This window comes from Alcanivorax sp. IL2 (assembly GCF_047495475.1).
Lineage (GTDB): Bacteria > Pseudomonadota > Gammaproteobacteria > Pseudomonadales > Alcanivoracaceae > Alcanivorax.
Genome location: NZ_CP179932.1, coordinates 2,607,497 through 2,623,723, shown reverse-complemented (window position 1 = coordinate 2,623,723; position 16,227 = coordinate 2,607,497). Strand labels below are relative to the sequence as shown.

Here is a 16,227-nt window from a genome sequence, read left to right as displayed (position 1 = left end):
CTCTGTGGTGAAACCAGTCTTTCGCTCTTAACGCCGATACCTCGCCCCTAACTCCCGCAAGGCTCGCTCCCAGCGCTTTCTGAACCAGCGTTTGCGGCGCCATTTGGCCCGGGTATAGCCGGAGGCGATGTGCAGAGCGTTATCACTGTCCAGGGCATTCAGGATTTGCTGGCTGAGCTCCTCTCGGCTGACCGGGCTGCGAGCAATCTTGCGCTGGAAGCGGGCGTCGCTAAGCGGGTCGGTGGCGCACAGGCTGCTGGCCTGCTCCTGATACAGGGGGATCACCAGGGTGGTCACCCTGATACAACTACTGTGCAACTCACTGTGCAGGCTTTCTCCCAGGGCCACGATGGCGGCGCTGGCAGCGCTCTGGGCGCTAGCCAAAGGCCCTGGCAGGATGCCGTATTCCGGCACCACATTGAGAATCCGGCCCCCTTGTTCCTGGCGGTGCATGGCGCTGATCGCGCTCTGGCACAAGTTCACCGTATCCATTAGTTGCTCGTCCAGCACCCGCTGCCAGTGTGCTGTCTGGGTCGCCTCGAAAGGGCCGAGGGTCAGTGGTGCGGGCAAGCTGATCACGGTATCCAACTGTTGCCAGCGACGTAGCACTCGTTCTACACCCCGTTGACGGTCGCGGGCACTGCCGGGAAGACAATCCAGAAAAAGGGCTTCTCGACCAGCGCCGTGCAGGTTGGCACACAGCTGGTTTCCGAGCTGCCCATCAGCGTCTGCCAGGGCCACCCGAAAATGCTCGGCAGCGTCACTGACCAGGGCCTGACCAAGTTCGGAGCAGGCATTGCTGATAAGCAGGGTAGGCTGATGTTTCAAGGGATCTCCGGGAAATAATCACTGAAAGTGAACAGGTGTTGACTTTCTATTCTTGTGAGTTAACATGTGTTCACTAAAACAATTTAAGAGGAGCGTTTCCCATGACTACTATCTCTCGTATCAGTAAAGACATTTTCGCTCTGGTTGTGGCTGTTCTGTTCACCGTGCTGATGGTAGCCGGTCTGGCCGATCAGGGGAAAAATCTGTTCCCGGCCATGCTGGCGTTTGCCGCCATGGTGCCGGTCGTTGGCAGTGCGGCGGTGGCCATCAAGCGTGACTGGGACAACCGCGACCATCACCTGTCAGTTTGACCTTGCCCGGCGTGGGCGCTTGCCGCCTGCGCCATTCTCTCTGCGTCGGCTACCGGCCTCTGCAACACCTGTTCTTCCCCTTCGCTGCGTGCCAGCACCACGGTGACCACACTGTCGCCCCAGACGTTGACCGCGGTGCGGAACATGTCCAGTAGCCGGTCGGTGACCAGAATCAGGCCGATGGCTTCCGCCGGTAGACCGATGGCGGCCAGTATTACGGTGATTGCCACCAGGGAAGCGGCCGGAATACTGGCCACGCCGATGGAGGTGAGCACTGCGGTTATCACGATCATGAATTGTGTTGCCAGGGACAGGTCCATGCCATAGGCCTGGGCGATAAACATGGCTGCCACGCACTCATAGAGAGCGGTGCCGTCCATGTTGACGGTAGCCCCCAGTGGCAGCACGAAGCTGCTGCTCCGTTGTGATACCCCGGCACGGTTCTGCACGCATTCCATGGTCAACGGCAGGGTAGCTGCGGAGCTGGCCGAGGAAAAAGCGGTGAGCAGGGCCGGTGTCATGGCCTGGATGTGCCGAAACGGTGAGCGTCGGGCCAGGAAAAACACCAGTGCCGGCATAAAAACAAAGGCATGCAGGGTGAGTGCGACGACCACCGAAACGAAAAACCAGGCCAGCGGCTCAATGGCATCAAGGCCGGTGCGGGTCACCGTGGCGGCAATCAGGGCGAACACCCCCAACGGTGTGAAGCGAATAACCAGCATGGTGATTTTCATCACCACCTGATAAATCCCCTCAATCAGATCACGCAGACTGCGGCCGGCATCATTACGCTCGGTACGTAGAAAATAGCCGAACAACAGGGCGAACACGATAAGGCCAAGCATTTGCCCATCGGCAGCGGCAGCAATCAGGTTGGGAGGCAGCATCTGCATCAGGATCTGGGTGAAATCCCCGGCGCCTCGCCCTTCGATGCCGGCCAGCACGGCCTCGGTATCACTGGCCAGGCCCAGTAGGTCTCGGGCCGGTTGGCCGTCGATCACTCCGGGGCTGAACAGATTGACGACAATCAGCCCGATGGTCACCGCGACCACGGTGGTGGTCATGTACAGAGCCACCGTCTTCAGTCCCATGCGCCCCAGGTTCTTGCCATCCCCGACGCTGGTCATGCCGTTGATGATGGCGGTGACAATCAGGGGCACGACCACCATTTTCAAGCCATTGATGAACAGACTGCCCACCAGGTCGTAACCGGCCAATACCGGTACTCCGAACAAGGTGCTGGTCTCAGCGGTCAGACTGCCGACAAGGGCGCCGGCCAACATGGCAATAAAGATCTGGTGATGCAGTTTCATGGTCGTCCCTATCGGCTGTTGTTATGACTCAACGCGCGAACAGGGTTACAAGACTACCTGATCCTCTCTGGTGTCACATGGCTGAAATGGCAGGAAAATGTCACAGCAGCTGGCGCAGGGCGGCCGGATTAGGCGCCGTGCGCAGACTTTCCTGGTAAGCCGCTTTCAGGTGCTGGTCCGCTTCCACCGGGCCAAGGCGTTCGCAGAGGAGTACATAGGTCCGATTCAGTTGATCGCGCAGGGCGTTCAGGGCCAGCGGTGCCAGGGGGCGTTCCGGAGCTTGCAACCAGTATTCCATGGTCAGGCGAATTTCCGCGCCGATCTCGTTGCTGCGAAGCTGGGCCGCCAGGTCCAGGCGTAACTGGCTGGCGGCCCGGGCACCGATGCCTTGCCACAGCGCGCGCATGATCAGCTCGAAAGCCTGGCTGCAGGGGTGTTCCCGGGCGGGATTGTCATCGCTTTCGGCCAGCGGATCGTCGGCCAGTTCCTGTTCCGACAGAGTCATGGCCTGCACCAGGCTCATATGGATCTGATGCCGGCGCTCACCCAGGTCGAACAACTGGCACAGCTCACTGACAAAACCCTGCAGGGAAAAACGAGGGCGTTCGGCATAGGTTTGTTGCCAGAGGCTGATTGCCTCCAGCAGCAGAGGTTCGTTCATGTAGGGCGTTAGCCCGGTGGCGATGGCACGCCGACGACGTTGAAGTTCCTGGCTCATGGACGAGACTCCGCCGAGCGGGTCAGTTCACTGTTGTAGAGCGTGTTCTGGGGGAACTCCGGATAGCCGCTTTCCGCATGTTCGCTCAGGTCCAGGCCACGTTGTTCATGCAGGGCCGGTGCCCGCAGGCCAGTGAGTAGCGACACCAGCATGTACATCACCAGGGCAGTGAAGAAGGCCCAGCCAAATGCCACCACGATGCCCAGCAGCTGCACGGTAATCCGTTCCGGGTTGAACAGGTCGCCATCATAGAACAGGCCAGCGGCCAGGGTGCCCCAGGCACCGGCGAAGGCATGTACCGGCACCGCGCCGACCACATCATCGAGACGCAACGCCAGCAACATTCTCGCCCCGAAAGCTGCCAGCGCGCCGGCGACCAGGCCGGTGAGGACAGCAAAGCCAGGGGTCATCACGGCGCAGCCGGCGGTGACTGCCACCAGACCAGCCAGGCTGCCGTTAACGGTTTCCGTCAACAGAATCGGTCGGCGGCTGACCATGCGGTAGATCACGCTGCCCACCGCGCCGGCGGCGGCGGCAAGTTGGGTATTCAGGTTCACCTTGGCAATATCCACGCTGGCAGCCAGGGTGGAGCCGCCATTGAAACCGAACCAGCCGAACCAGAGGATAAAACCACCCAGGGCCACGTAGGACAGGTTATGCCCCGGGATGGTACGGGGCTGGCCGTGACGGTCAAAGCGGCCCAGTCGTGGGCCAACCACCAACACGCCGGCCAGGGCGCACCAGCCGCCGATGCTGTGCACCACCGTAGAACCGGCAAAATCAATAAAGCCGAGTTTGGCCAGCCAACCCTCACTGTTCCAGGCCCAGTGGCCGTAGAGCGGATAGATCAGCCCGGTAATGACAATGGCCCCGCACAGGTAGCCAACGTAACGGGTGCGTTCTGCCATGGCGCCGGAGGCGATGGTAGCGGCGGTGGCAGCAAACATGATCTGGAACAGCAGCATGGCCCAGGTGCTGCCGTCGGCGTGGCTGAGCATGAACTGGTCTTCACCAAACCAGCCGGTGCTACTGGTGCCGAACATCACGCCAAACCCCACAGCCCAGAACACCAGGGTGCCCACGCACAAGTCCATGTAGTTTTTCATCACCACGTTAAGTGCATTCTTGGCGCGGCTCATGCCACTTTCCAGCAGGGCGAAGCCCGCTTGCATGAAGAACACCAGGGCGGCAGCCACGGCAATCCAGACCGTATCAACGGCACTGAGCGAATCCGCCCTGGCCAGGCCGGGGAGAAGCAGTAAGGCAAACCAGGGTAAGCGGCGCTGTGGCATGGTATGAACCCCATTCGTGAGTAGTGACGAAGAGGCAATTGCAACCGTTGTGCCAAGCCGGTGAGAGAGGGTATCCGCGGTGATGTCGTGCTTTTTTCGTATCTGCCTGCGCGGTTTTGGGGCGAAGTCTTGCAATGGTGCGGCACTGTGCACCGCACTGGTTCGCTTGCCTGTCAGGCGCTGATGTTTTCCGGCATACAGAGCTGCTGGACTCGCTGAAACTGACGTTCGGTGACTTTCTGTACCGACAGGCGAGGGCGAACAACCAGTTCCATATCAGCAAATTCAGCGTACTGACGAAGGGTTTTCAGCGACAGGGGTTGCGGATAGGTACACAGATAACGGATATCCACCTGATACCAGCGTGGTTGTTCGCGGCTGCTGCGCTTGTCGAACCCGGCTGAGTCTTCTTCAAACTGGCTGGGGTCCGGGTAGGGGGCACTGACCACGCAGGCTTCGCCGACAATGGCCGGTTGCGCGCAACTGGAGTGATAGATCAGCACGCAATCACCTTCGTGCATCTCGTCGCGCAGACGATTGCGCGCCTGGTAATTGCGCACGCCGTCCCAGCCGCTGGTGCCGTCAGTGCAGGCACGCAGGTCATCAATGGAAAAGGTGTCGGGTTCGGTTTTCAGTAACCAGATCGCGCTCACTGTTCCTCCCGGGGGTGATTTTCCTGCAGGCATGCCTTGGCCTGTGCCAGGCTGCCACACACGTAGACCGGGAATTGTGGTTTGTTCAGGGACAGCATCATGTTGGCAAAGGTACGGTTGAGGACACTTTCCAGCACCAATACCTTGGCCTCAGTAATCTGCTCGAAGTCTTCACCGCAGGCGTACCGGGCAGCGGTAAAGTCCAGCCCGCAGATGCGACCTACATAGATCGCAAGCTGTTTGCGCTGACGATTCATGTTGAACAGGGTCAGTCGCTGGCGATAGATCGACAATTCCACACGCATGTCCACCAGGGTGCCGTTTTTCAGATCCACCAGGGTGAAGGGGCCGTCTTGTGACACCGTAGCTGCAGTCATGCTTAACCTTTCATCTCGGGCTGTTGGCAAGCCTCTTGTGTTCTCAGCGTGCGCTGCAGGCTGCGCCTTTATGCTCTGTGAGTGCTGCCGGGGCATTCAGGGTAGCCCGCAGTTTATACGCAATCCTGTTGTCGCTGAAATGATGGCACTTGATTCTGTCATGTCGATATTGCGGCTAACTGACACCATTTCCAGGATAACGAGCATACCTGTCTCCTGGCCAACAAGTTACCGTCTGGCAGGCTTTCATGGCGGATTCTATGCTAATCTTCGCCGCCTGCTCGAGGAGGATGCCGTGATTAGCCCGCAACAACATAAAGAAGCCGTTATTGCCCTGCAGACAGTCAGGGATTGCCTGCGTTTTGGTGAGAGTGCCCTGCGTGCCGGCGAGGTTTTCTTTGGCCACGGCAATGATGATCCCTGGGACGAGGCGCTGGCCTTGTTGATGCACACCTTGTCACTACCGCTGAATAGCGATCCCCGCATTCTCGATGCCCGTTTGTTGCCCTCTGAAGTCAGTGACTACCTGGACCTGCTGTGTCGGCGGGTGAACGATCGGGTGCCAGTGCCTTATCTGACCCATGAAGCCTGGTTCTGCGGGCTACCTTTTTACGTGGACGAGCGCGTCCTGATTCCACGCTCGCCGTTGGCGGAGCTGATCGAGCAATCCTTCACTCCCTGGGTGGAGCCTGGGCAGGTCCATGCGGTGCTGGATCTGTGTACTGGCAGCGGCTGTATTGCCATTGCCTGTGCCTACGCGTTTGAGCAGGCGAGGGTGGACGGCAGCGATATCAGTGAAGAGGCGCTGGCGGTATGCGAAGACAATATTCGCCGCCATGGCCTGGAAGGGCAGGTGAGAGCTCTGCATTCTGATGGCCTGGCCCAGGTGGATGGCCCCTACGACCTGATCGTCTCCAATCCGCCCTATGTGGACGCACAGGATATGGCCAGCCTGCCGGATGAATACCGCCACGAACCGGAACTGGCGCTGGCCTCCGGCGATGACGGCCTGGACTTTACCCGCCGCCTGCTGCGTGAGGCCCCTGATAAGCTTACCGAACACGGGGTATTGATCGTGGAGGTGGGCAATAGCTGGGAAGCCATGGTCAACCAGTGGCCGCAGGTGCCCTTCTTCTGGTTCGAATTCGAGCGCGGTGGTCACGGGGTATTCATGCTTACCCGCCAACAGCTGCTAGAATACCGCGAACAGTTTTCTTCCTGAGCCGCTGATGCCTCCTTTTACCGGGCAGGTGAAGGGGGGGAAGCACTGGCCCAATGCTTTTTTGAGGATCCGCATGTCCGGCAACAGTTTTGGTGAACGTTTTCGCATCACCACCTTTGGTGAGAGTCATGGCCTGGCACTGGGGGCCATCGTTGATGGCTGCCCGCCGGGGCTGGAAATCAGCGAGGAGGACCTGCAGATCGAGCTGGACCGGCGCAAGCCCGGCACCAGCCGCTACACCACCCAGCGTCGCGAGCCGGATCAGGTGAAGATCCTCTCGGGGGTGTTCGAGGGCAAGACCACCGGCACCTCCATCGGCCTGCTGATCGAAAACACGGATCAGAAGTCCAAGGACTATTCCGACATTGCCACCACCTTCCGGCCTGGGCATGCGGACTATACCTACACCCAGAAATACGGCTTTCGCGATTACCGGGGTGGCGGTCGCTCCTCCGCCCGGGAAACCGCCATGCGCGTGGCGGCCGGCGCCATTGCCCGCAAGTATCTGGAGCAGACCTTGGGTATTCGTATCTATGGCGGCTGTACCCAGATCGGTGAGGTAAAAGCGGAGCAGCTCGACTGGAGCACGGTGAACAGCAACCCCTTCTTCTTCCCGGATGCGGCGAAGGTGCCGGAGCTGGAAGCGCTCATTAATGCCCTGCGCAAGGATGGTTCTTCCATTGGCGCGCGGGTGGAAGTGTTTGCCGACGGCGTACCGCCGGGCTGGGGCGAGCCGGTATTCGATCGTATCGACGCGGACCTGGCCAAGGCGATGATGTCCATCAATGCGGTCAAGGGCGTGGAAGTGGGTGACGGCTTTGCGGTGGTCAACCAGCGCGGTGAGCAACACCGGGATGAGATGACCCCGGAAGGGTTTCTCAGCAACCACGCCGGCGGCGTGCTCGGCGGTATCAGCTCCGGTCAGACCATCCGTGTGGCCATGGCACTCAAGCCCACCTCCAGCATTCTGATTCCCGGCAAGAGTATTGATCTGCAAGGCAATCCGCTGGAAGTGGTTACCAAGGGGCGTCATGATCCCTGCGTGGGTGTGCGTGCCACCCCCATCGCTGAAGCCATGCTGGCGCTGGTGCTGATGGATCACTGCCTGCGCCATCGGGCCCAGAATGGTGATGTGAAACCGCCTTTCCCGCCGATTCCCGGGTAAGTAAGCAGACAATGGGGGATACCAACGGCAGCCTGTGCAGGTTACAGGGTGTTGTTCGTATCCTTCTGGCTCTCCATGTACCGGTTTTGGCAAAGGACTGTGTTTTCTGATGCCCTATTACTGGCGACTGTCAGGCTTCTATTTCCTCTATTTCGGACTACTGGGCACCCTGGTGCCTTACTGGTCCCTGTACCTGAAGGACCTGGGTTTCAGCGCTGCTGCTATCGGCCTGCTGATGGCCATTCCGCAGCTGACCAAGATTGGTGCGCCTAACCTGTGGGGCTGGCTGGCGGATCGTAGTGGCCAGCGGCTACGTATCATTCGTACTGGCAACCTGCTGGCGGCGATCGTGTTCTTGCCGGTGTTCTGGGTCGATCAGTTCTGGTCCATGGCGGCACTGCTGGTGTCGTTCAGTTTCTTCTGGAACGCGGTACTGGCCCAGTTTGAAGTGCTTACCCTGCAGTCTCTGGGGCGTCAGTCTCACCGTTACAGTCTGGTGCGCCTGTGGGGGTCGGTGGGGTTTATCCTGGCGGTGCTGGTGCTTGGCGAGGCGCTGGACCGGCTCGGCACTGACCTGCTGCCCTGGGTGTTAAGCGCGCTGCTGTGGCTGCTGTGGCTGGGTACGCTGACCTTGCCGGCGGGTGACGGGCGGGCGCGTCACCGGGAAGAGGGTGGCCCATCGGTGTGGCGTGTGTTGCGCCGCCCGGCCGTTTCCCTGTTTCTGGTGTCGGCCTTTCTGATGCAGCTCTCTCACGGGCCTTACTACACCTTCTACAGTATCTATCTGCAGGATCTGGGCTTCAGCAAGTTTGTGGTGGGTAGCCTGTGGGCGCTGGGGGTTCTGGCAGAAGTGGGGCTGTTTCTGATTATGCATCGGTTGATGCGGCGTTTCTCCATTCCCTGGATTCTGGTCGCCAGTCTGCTGTTGGCGGCCCTGCGTTGGCTGCTGATTGGGGTGGTGGCCGATTCGTTGTTATGGCTGGCACTTGCCCAGCTGCTCCACGCTGCCAGTTTTGGCAGCTTTCACGCGGCCAGTATTGCCTGGGTGCACAAGCAGTTCGGGGCGTCACTGGGTGGTCAGGGGCAGGCCCTGTATTCCAGCCTGGGCTTTGGCGCAGGTTGGGCGGCGGGGGCCGGGTTGTCCGGGTTGCTGTGGCAGCAGTGGGGGGCGAATCTGTTTTTCGGTGCCGCGCTGGCCGCCGTGCTGGCGGCCATCTTGCTGGTCGTTGGCGGGGTTACCCGTTCCCGGGATGCAGCCGCTTAAACAACTATAGACCGGATGCTTCCAGCGCTTGCAAAAACGCCCTGGCGGCATTGGAGCGAGTGCGTGCAGGGTGGATTACCACGCCCAACTCCCGCTCCGGCAACGGCACATCCACGGCCAATTCCACCACTGAGCCATCCACCATGGTGGCGGGGAGTACGCTCCACCCCAGGCCGATGGAGACCATCATGTGAATGGTTTCCAGATAGTTGGTGGACATGGCGATATTGAGCTTCAGATTGTGCTCGTCAAATAGCCGCTCCACGATGCCACGGGTAAAGGTAACCGGTGACGGCAGGATAGCGCTGTAGCCGGTGAGGGTTTCCAGGGTGATATTGTCCACCTTGGCAAGCGGGTGTTCCGGTGCGCACATGAACACCAGCGGATCGCGCCAGATCACATCACTTTGCAAGCGCTCATCCGGCTGCGGGGGCAGGGTGACTACACCCATTTCCAACTCCCCGTGCAGCACTCCCTCCCAGGCTTCTTCCGAATCGATAAAATGGATGTCAAGTTCCACTTGCGGGTAGTCCCGTGAGAACTGACGCAGCACCGGTGGCAGACGATGCAGGCCGATATGGTGGCTGGTGCCGATGCGCAATTTGCCGGTGACAGAGCCGGACAGGTCGTGGATGGCCCGAGCCATGTCTTCCACGTCCATCAACACCTGTCGGGCCCGGGGCAGCAGGGAGCGGCCCGCTTCGGTAAGCTGAATCTGGCGACCCACCCGGTCAAACAGACGGGCGCCAAGCTGCTGTTCGAGCAGGGCAATACGCTTGCTGATGGCGGGCTGCGTGATGTAGAGGCGCTCTGCGGCGGCAGAAAACGAGCCGGTTTCAGCCACTCCCATGAAGGCGCTCAGGGTCGGTGTGTCTATCATTACCGGGGCATCCAGTTGTTCGGTTGCGAGATAATAATTGGTTATCTTAAAAATGAAAAATATGAATTGGATTTATTGATGGGTGAACCCTACATTAATAGTTATTGACAAACCAGTCGTGATTGCAGCGTTGCTGCAGGGCGACGCAGGGAGAGAAACATGGCCGGCAAGACCCTCTATGACAAATTGTGGGACGCCCATCTCGTCACCGAGCGTGAGGATGGCTCCGCCCTGATCTACATTGATCGTCAGATCATCCATGAGGTGACGTCGCCCCAGGCGTTTGAGGGTCTGCGTCTGGCCGGCCGTAAACCCTGGCGCATTGGGGCCAGTGTGGCGACCATCGACCATAACGTGCCCACTACGCCGTTCAAGTCAGCTGCTGAAATCGTGGATGAAACCTCACGGATTCAGGTGCAGACCCTGCAGGACAACACCCGGGAATTCGGCATTACCGAATTCGGCATCGGCGATGTGCGTCAGGGCATCGTTCACGTGATGGCCCCGGAGCAGGGCGCTGTGGTCCCCGGCATGACCGTGGTCTGTGGTGATTCTCATACCTCCACCAATGGGGCGCTGGCTTGTCTGGCCCATGGTATCGGTACCAGTGAGGTGGAGCATGTGTTGGCCACCCAGACGCTGGTGGCCAAGAAAATGAACAACATGCGTGTCAGCGTGGAAGGCGAGCTCGGCCCGGGTGTTACCGCCAAGGATGTGGTGTTGCATATCATCGGTATTATCGGCACCGCCGGTGGTACCGGCTATGCGCTTGAATTTGCCGGCAGTGCCATTCGCAGCCTCTCCATGGAAGGCCGCATGACCATCTGCAACATGTCCATCGAGGCGGGTGCCCGTGCCGGGATGGTAGCGGTGGATGATGTCACCATTGACTACGTCAAGGGCCGTCCCTTTGCACCCAGTGGGGCAGACTGGGACAAGGCCGTGGAATACTGGCGCACCCTGGTTTCCGACGAGGATGCAGTCTTCGCTCAGGACATCACCATCGACGCGGCGGATATCCGCCCGCAGGTGTCCTGGGGCACCAGCCCCGAGATGGTGGTGCCGGTGGATGCCATGTTGCCGGACCCGCAGGCCGAGAGCGATGAGGTGAAGCGCTCTGGCATGCAGCGCGCCTACGAGTACATGGGGCTGAAACCGGGTATTCCGGTCACGGATATCCAGGTGGACCGGGTCTTCATCGGCTCCTGCACCAATTCCCGTATTGAAGACCTGCGAGCCGCCGCCGAGGTGGCAAAGGGTCGCCGCAAAGCGGATTCCGTCAAGCAAGTGCTGGTGGTGCCTGGCTCTGGCCTGGTCAAGCAGCAAGCTGAGAAGGAAGGTCTGGACAAGGTCTTTATTGCCGCAGGTTTTGAATGGCGGGAGCCGGGTTGCTCCATGTGTCTGGCCATGAATCCTGACCGCCTGGAAGCCGGTGAGCACTGTGCGTCCACCTCCAACCGTAATTTCGAGGGGCGTCAGGGCAATGGCGGTCGCACGCATCTGGTGAGTCCGGCTATGGCCGCGGCCGCTGCGGTGGCGGGCCATTTTGTGGATATTCGCGAACTCGACCAGGCCTGAGGAGCACATCATGGAAAAGTTTATTCGTCAGGAAGGGCTGGTCGCGCCGTTGGATCGTGCCAATGTGGACACCGACCAGATCATTCCCAAGCAATTTCTCAAGTCCATCAAGCGTACCGGTTTCGGGCCGAATCTGTTTGATGAGTGGCGCTATCTGGATGAAGGGTTTCCTGGCCAGGACAGTAGCCAGCGCCCGAAAAACGAGGGCTTTGTGCTGAACCAGCCCCGTTATCAGGGTGCCAGCATTTTGCTTACCCGTCGTAACTTCGGGTGCGGCTCCAGCCGTGAGCATGCGCCCTGGGCGCTGATGGATTTTGGTTTCAAGGCCATCATCGCACCGAGTTTTGCGGATATCTTCTACAACAACTGCTTCAAAAACGGGTTATTGCCCATTGTGTTGTCTGAGGATAACGTGGAAGCCCTGTTCAGAGCGGTGGAAGGGAAGGAAGGCTTGCGAATCACCATTGATCTGGAGCAACAGCAGGTGATCCCGGAAAGCGGGGAGCCGCTGGCGTTCGAGATTGATGAATTTCGCAAGCATTGTCTGCTCAATGGTCTGGATGAAATCGGCCTCACGCTCAACGAGGCAGATACCATTCGTGCCTATGAAGCACGCCGCGCCGAGCGGGAACCCTGGATTTTCCAGTAACAGAGTCCGGGACCATTAAAAGAAAAAACAAGGAGGCGACACATGTTGCGAATTTTATCTTTGCTGTCAGTACTGACTCTGGCCGGGTGTGCGACCGGCATGTACAACGAACCGGACGCGGGTGATGCGGCCAAACTGAGCATGGACAACCAGCTTTCCGTAGCCGCAAAAGGTGATGGCGGTGGTGGCTGGCAGATGCCCAGCAGCAGCTCAGCCAAGGCGGAAATTTTCAAGGTCGACGGTGACCGGATTTCCGAGCAGGGCGGTGTGGAGTCGGTATTCATTGATGCCGGCGAGCGTTCCGTGGAAGTGTTTGCCGACCAGGGCGGCATCCTGCGGTTCGGCAAATTCCGCCATACCTTTGAAGAAAAGGGGATTTACCAGGTGCGGGTGAAGCCGTCGTCCGGCAACAAGGGTGACTACACTCTGGAGCTGGTCAAGGCCTCGGCACCTGACGATGTGCTGGTAAGCAAAAACTTTTAATCAAGCGATCAAGCACTTGGATCAAGTAGTAACAGGAAGCAGGTAATGAACAAGGTACTGGTGTTGCCCGGTGACGGTATTGGCCCGGAAATCGTGGATGAAGCGGTGAAGGTGCTGAATGTCGCCAAACAGAAGTTTGGCCTCGATGTAGAGCTGGACGAGGCCCTTGTGGGCGGCGCGGCGGTGGATGCGGAAGGTGATCCGCTGCCGGAAGGTACTTTGGAGAAGGCCCGCGCTGCGGATGCGATCCTGTTTGGCTCCATTGGTGGCCCCAAGTGGGACACCATCGAGCGGGACAAGCGCCCGGAGCGCGGCCTGCTGCGCCTGCGTTCCTCGTTGGGGCTGTTCGCCAATCTGCGCCCGGCGATCCTGTTTCCGCAGCTGGCGGATGCCTCAAGCCTGAAACCCGAAGTGGTTTCCGGCCTTGATATCCTGATTGTGCGTGAGCTGACCGGCGGCATCTACTTCGGTCAGCCCCGCGGTATCAAGGAAGAGAACGGCGAGCGCGTGGGTTTCAATACCTACGTGTACACCGAATCGGAAATGCGCCGTATCGCCAAGGTCGCTTTCGAGCTTGCCATGAAACGTGACAAGCGCGTTTGTTCGGTGGACAAGGCCAACGTGCTGGAAGTCACAGAACTCTGGAAAGAAGTGGTCACCGAGGAGGCCAAAGCCTACCCGGAGATCGAGTTGTCTCATATGTATGTGGACAACGCGGCCATGCAGTTAGTGCGTGCGCCGAAACAGTTTGATGTGATTGTCACCGGTAACCTGTTCGGTGACATTCTCTCCGATGAAGCCGCCATGCTCACCGGCTCCATCGGAATGCTGCCCTCCGCGTCCCTGGACGAGAACCGCAAGGGCTTGTACGAACCCTGCCACGGCTCGGCACCGGATATTGCCGGCCAGGGTATTGCCAACCCGCTGGCGACCATCATGTCGCTGGCCATGCTGATGCGTTATAGCCTGGAGCGCGGCGATGTGGCTGATGCCATTGAAGCTGCGGTAGAGCGGGTACTGGATCAGGGGTTGCGTACTGCGGACATCTACACCGAGGGCACTCGCAAAGTGGGCACTGAAGAGATGGGTAACGCCGTGGCTGAAGCTCTGGCCCAGGCGTAATAGCGCGTTCACCTGTTTATTCACAGATAGAAAGGGCAATCCTTTCAGGAGACAGTTTTCCAATGAAGAAAGTCGGTTTTGTCGGCTGGCGTGGCATGGTGGGTTCCGTTCTGATGGAGCGCATGATTGCCGAAAATGATTTTGCAGATATCGAACCGGTCTTTTTCTCGACCTCCCAGGTCGGACAGGCGGGCCCCGATGTGGGCAAGGATATTCCTGCCCTGGGCGATGCCAAGAGCATTGATGAGCTGAAAAGCCTGGATGTGATCGTGACCTGTCAGGGTGGCGATTACACCAATGAGGTGTATCCCAAGCTGCGTGAAGCTGGCTGGGACGGTTACTGGATTGATGCTGCTTCTGCGCTGCGCATGGCGGACAACAGCGTTATCGTGCTGGACCCGGTCAACCGCAATGTGATCGACAATGCCCTGGATAAGGGTGTGAAGGATTATGTGGGTGGCAACTGCACCGTCAGCCTGATGCTGATGGCCTTGGGTGGCCTGTTCAATGAAGGTTTGGTCGAATGGGCCAGTGCCCAGACTTACCAGGCAGCCTCCGGCGCCGGTGCCCAGAACATGCGCGAGCTGATCGCCCAGATGGGCAAGATTCATGGCGATGTGGCAGACAAGCTGGCTGACCCGGGCAGTGCGATCCTGGATATCGACAGCCAGGTAGCCGCGACCATGCGCAGCAGCGATCTGCCCACGGACCATTTCGGTCATTCCCTGGCGGGCTCTCTGCTGCCCTGGATCGACAAGGAAATGGAAAACGGTCAGAGCAAGGAAGAGTGGAAGGCTCAGGCCGAAACCAACAAGATCCTGGGCCGAGGCGCGGATCCCATTGCTCTGGATGGCACCTGTGTGCGTATCGGTGCCATGCGCTGCCACGCCCAGGCGCTGACTGTGAAGCTCACCCGCGATGTGCCGCTGGATGAAATCTACGACATCATCGGCAAGGCCAATGACTGGGTGAAAGTGGTGCCCAACGAGAAAGAGGCCACCCTGCGGGATCTGACCCCCACGGCGGTGACCGGCACCCTGAGTGTCCCGGTCGGTCGCTTGCGCAAGCTCAACATGGGCGGCGAGTACCTGAACGCCTTTACCGTGGGCGACCAGCTGTTGTGGGGCGCGGCGGAGCCGCTGCGTCGCATGCTGCGTATCCTTATGGAGCGCTGATAAGTCGCTAACAGTTGGGAAGTGTAAAAACGCGGGCAGGGCCGGGGGATATCAAGGCCGTGCCCGCGTTCGTATTTGTGGGGGCGTGATCCGTGCTCCCGCAGCATCGTTGTAGCGAGGTTTCTATGCGTTCAATCAATCTTGCCATTGTCGGTGCAACCGGACTGGTCGGCGAGGCTATTATCAAGCTGCTGGCAGATCGGCAATTCCCGGTCGGCGAGCTTTTTGTGTTGGCATCTGAAAACGGCGCCGGGGGCAAGGTGTCCTTCGGCGGCAAATCGTTGACCGTCAAGAAAGCTGAGGACTTCGACTTTTCGCAAGTGGAGGTGACGTTGTTTGCTGCCGGGGCCACTGTGAGTCAGCAATTGGCGCCCCGTGCCGCCGAGGCAGGTGCAGTGGCGGTGGATTTGTCACCGGCGTTTCGTTACGGATCTGGTGTGCCGCTGCTGGTAGCCGATGTTAATGATGAGCTGCTTGGTCAGGCCCGGGAAAACAATCTGGTGGCCTGCGCGGATGCCGCCACCGTGCAGCTGGTGCGGGCGCTCAAGCCTCTTGCTGATATGGCCCCGCTGCAGGAAGTGGTGGTGACACAGTTTCAGGCGGTGTCTGCAACAGGCAGGAGTGGGGTAGATCAACTGGCCCAGCAGAGCGTGCGCTTGCTCAATGGCTTGTCGCCCAGTGAGGCGGCCCAGGCCCAGATTGCCTTTAATGTACTGCCGGTCAGCGGACAAGCTCAGGAAAACGGTTTTACCAGCGAAGAGCTCAAGCTGATGCTGGAAACCCGCAGAGTGCTGGCCGACCAACCCTTGTCGGTCCAGGTCACCACGGTGCGGGTGCCGGTGTTCTACGGCCACGGCCAGAGTGTGTCGGTTCGTAGCATTCAGCCCCTGGCAATGGCGCAGGCGCTGGCGGTCTGGGAGGGACAGAATGATCTGGATGTACTGGAAAATGACGACCCCCAGGCAATGTCCCCGGTGGCATCGGTGGAAGGGGAGCCGCGCCTGCGGATTTCCCGAACCCGGGAAGACATGGAAGGCAGCGGCGGTTTGAGCTATTTTAGCGTCGCCGACAATGTCCGTTGGGGGGCCGCTCTTAACGCGGTGAAGGTGGTCGAGAAGTTGCTAAAAGACTATCTGTAATGGATACTTACTGACATTATGTGACGCGGTTTCTAGGTTTTGACTCCAGCCTGGGGCA

The 16,227-nt window shown here is 59.4% G+C and carries 17 protein-coding genes; 10 read left to right on the top strand and 7 right to left on the bottom strand.

The genetic code is table 11. The features are described 5' to 3' along the window. Positions 1 to 27 precede the first annotated feature (27 nt). Complete coding sequence (locus ACMG4N_RS12180) at positions 28 to 828, bottom strand: SDR family NAD(P)-dependent oxidoreductase (RefSeq protein WP_297764313.1); 801 nt, start codon at positions 826 to 828, stop codon at positions 28 to 30. A gap of 101 nt (positions 829 to 929) precedes the next feature. On the opposite strand from ACMG4N_RS12180, the gene ACMG4N_RS12175 reads away from it, so the two are divergent. Continuing rightward, positions 930 to 1,139 carry a hypothetical protein gene (locus ACMG4N_RS12175; RefSeq protein ID WP_297764310.1) on the top strand — a complete coding sequence of 70 codons (210 nt, stop codon included), beginning with the start codon at positions 930 to 932 and terminating at the stop codon, positions 1,137 to 1,139. Here the strand turns inward: ACMG4N_RS12175 and ACMG4N_RS12170 are convergent. The 5 genes from ACMG4N_RS12170 to ACMG4N_RS12150 all read right to left on the bottom strand — a co-directional run bounded on the left by ACMG4N_RS12170 (position 1,124) and on the right by ACMG4N_RS12150 (position 5,492). Beyond that, a complete protein-coding gene (locus ACMG4N_RS12170; protein WP_297764307.1) occupies positions 1,124 to 2,452 on the bottom strand; it encodes a dicarboxylate/amino acid:cation symporter in 1,329 nt (442 codons plus the stop codon). The genes ACMG4N_RS12175 and ACMG4N_RS12170 overlap by 16 nt on opposite strands. A gap of 100 nt (positions 2,453 to 2,552) precedes the next feature. Then, the gene (locus tag ACMG4N_RS12165) at positions 2,553 to 3,170 is read right to left on the bottom strand and encodes a hypothetical protein (RefSeq protein ID WP_297764304.1); all 618 of its coding nucleotides are present in this window, start codon (positions 3,168 to 3,170) and stop codon (positions 2,553 to 2,555) included. Next, on the bottom strand, positions 3,167 to 4,462 hold the full coding sequence (locus ACMG4N_RS12160) for an ammonium transporter (protein WP_272974625.1): 1,296 nt from the start codon (positions 4,460 to 4,462) through the stop codon (positions 3,167 to 3,169). Before ACMG4N_RS12160 ends, ACMG4N_RS12165 begins: the two co-directional genes overlap by 4 nt. Positions 4,463 to 4,635: 173 nt before the next feature. Then, on the bottom strand, positions 4,636 to 5,115 hold the full coding sequence (locus ACMG4N_RS12155; RefSeq protein ID WP_297764298.1) for an EVE domain-containing protein: 480 nt from the start codon (positions 5,113 to 5,115) through the stop codon (positions 4,636 to 4,638). Further along, positions 5,112 to 5,492: a hypothetical protein gene (locus ACMG4N_RS12150; protein WP_297764296.1), complete on the bottom strand. Its 381-nt coding sequence runs from the start codon at positions 5,490 to 5,492 to the stop codon at positions 5,112 to 5,114. The genes ACMG4N_RS12155 and ACMG4N_RS12150 overlap by 4 nt, the downstream gene beginning before the upstream one ends. A gap of 295 nt (positions 5,493 to 5,787) precedes the next feature. Here ACMG4N_RS12150 and prmB point away from each other — a divergent pair, with 295 nt between their 5' ends. From prmB to ACMG4N_RS12135, 3 genes are all read left to right on the top strand, one after another. Further along, complete coding sequence (gene prmB, locus ACMG4N_RS12145) at positions 5,788 to 6,714, top strand: 50S ribosomal protein L3 N(5)-glutamine methyltransferase (RefSeq protein ID WP_414431840.1); 927 nt, start codon at positions 5,788 to 5,790, stop codon at positions 6,712 to 6,714. Between the two features lie 73 nt (positions 6,715 to 6,787). Then, positions 6,788 to 7,879 (top strand): chorismate synthase, encoded by a 1,092-nt coding sequence (gene aroC / locus ACMG4N_RS12140; protein WP_297764290.1) that lies wholly within the window; start codon positions 6,788 to 6,790, stop codon positions 7,877 to 7,879. A gap of 109 nt (positions 7,880 to 7,988) precedes the next feature. Continuing rightward, positions 7,989 to 9,143: an MFS transporter gene (locus ACMG4N_RS12135; RefSeq protein WP_414431838.1), complete on the top strand. Its 1,155-nt coding sequence runs from the start codon at positions 7,989 to 7,991 to the stop codon at positions 9,141 to 9,143. Positions 9,144 to 9,147: 4 nt separating this feature from the next. Here the strand turns inward: ACMG4N_RS12135 and ACMG4N_RS12130 are convergent, their stop codons facing one another. Then, positions 9,148 to 10,023 carry a LysR family transcriptional regulator gene (locus ACMG4N_RS12130; RefSeq protein ID WP_084573342.1) on the bottom strand — a complete coding sequence of 292 codons (876 nt, stop codon included), beginning with the start codon at positions 10,021 to 10,023 and terminating at the stop codon, positions 9,148 to 9,150. A gap of 159 nt (positions 10,024 to 10,182) precedes the next feature. Here ACMG4N_RS12130 and leuC point away from each other — a divergent pair, with 159 nt between their 5' ends. From leuC to ACMG4N_RS12100, 6 genes are all read left to right on the top strand, one after another. After that, the gene (gene leuC / locus ACMG4N_RS12125) at positions 10,183 to 11,601 is read left to right on the top strand and encodes a 3-isopropylmalate dehydratase large subunit (protein ID WP_414431836.1); all 1,419 of its coding nucleotides are present in this window, start codon (positions 10,183 to 10,185) and stop codon (positions 11,599 to 11,601) included. Between the two features lie 10 nt (positions 11,602 to 11,611). After that, complete coding sequence (gene leuD / locus ACMG4N_RS12120; RefSeq protein WP_297764282.1) at positions 11,612 to 12,250, top strand: 3-isopropylmalate dehydratase small subunit; 639 nt, start codon at positions 11,612 to 11,614, stop codon at positions 12,248 to 12,250. A 42-nt stretch (positions 12,251 to 12,292) separates the two neighbouring features. Further along, a complete protein-coding gene (locus ACMG4N_RS12115; protein WP_414431834.1) occupies positions 12,293 to 12,733 on the top strand; it encodes a hypothetical protein in 441 nt (146 codons plus the stop codon). 45 nt (positions 12,734 to 12,778) lie between these two features. Further along, positions 12,779 to 13,855 carry a 3-isopropylmalate dehydrogenase gene (gene leuB / locus ACMG4N_RS12110; RefSeq protein ID WP_297764276.1) on the top strand — a complete coding sequence of 359 codons (1,077 nt, stop codon included), beginning with the start codon at positions 12,779 to 12,781 and terminating at the stop codon, positions 13,853 to 13,855. A 62-nt stretch (positions 13,856 to 13,917) separates the two neighbouring features. Then, entirely contained in the window at positions 13,918 to 15,030 is a 1,113-nt protein-coding gene (asd, locus tag ACMG4N_RS12105) for an aspartate-semialdehyde dehydrogenase (protein WP_297764272.1), read from the top strand. Positions 15,031 to 15,155: 125 nt separating this feature from the next. Then, positions 15,156 to 16,169, top strand: a complete 1,014-nt coding sequence (locus ACMG4N_RS12100) for an aspartate-semialdehyde dehydrogenase (RefSeq protein WP_414431832.1) — start codon at positions 15,156 to 15,158, stop codon at positions 16,167 to 16,169. Positions 16,170 to 16,227: the final 58 nt, after the last annotated feature.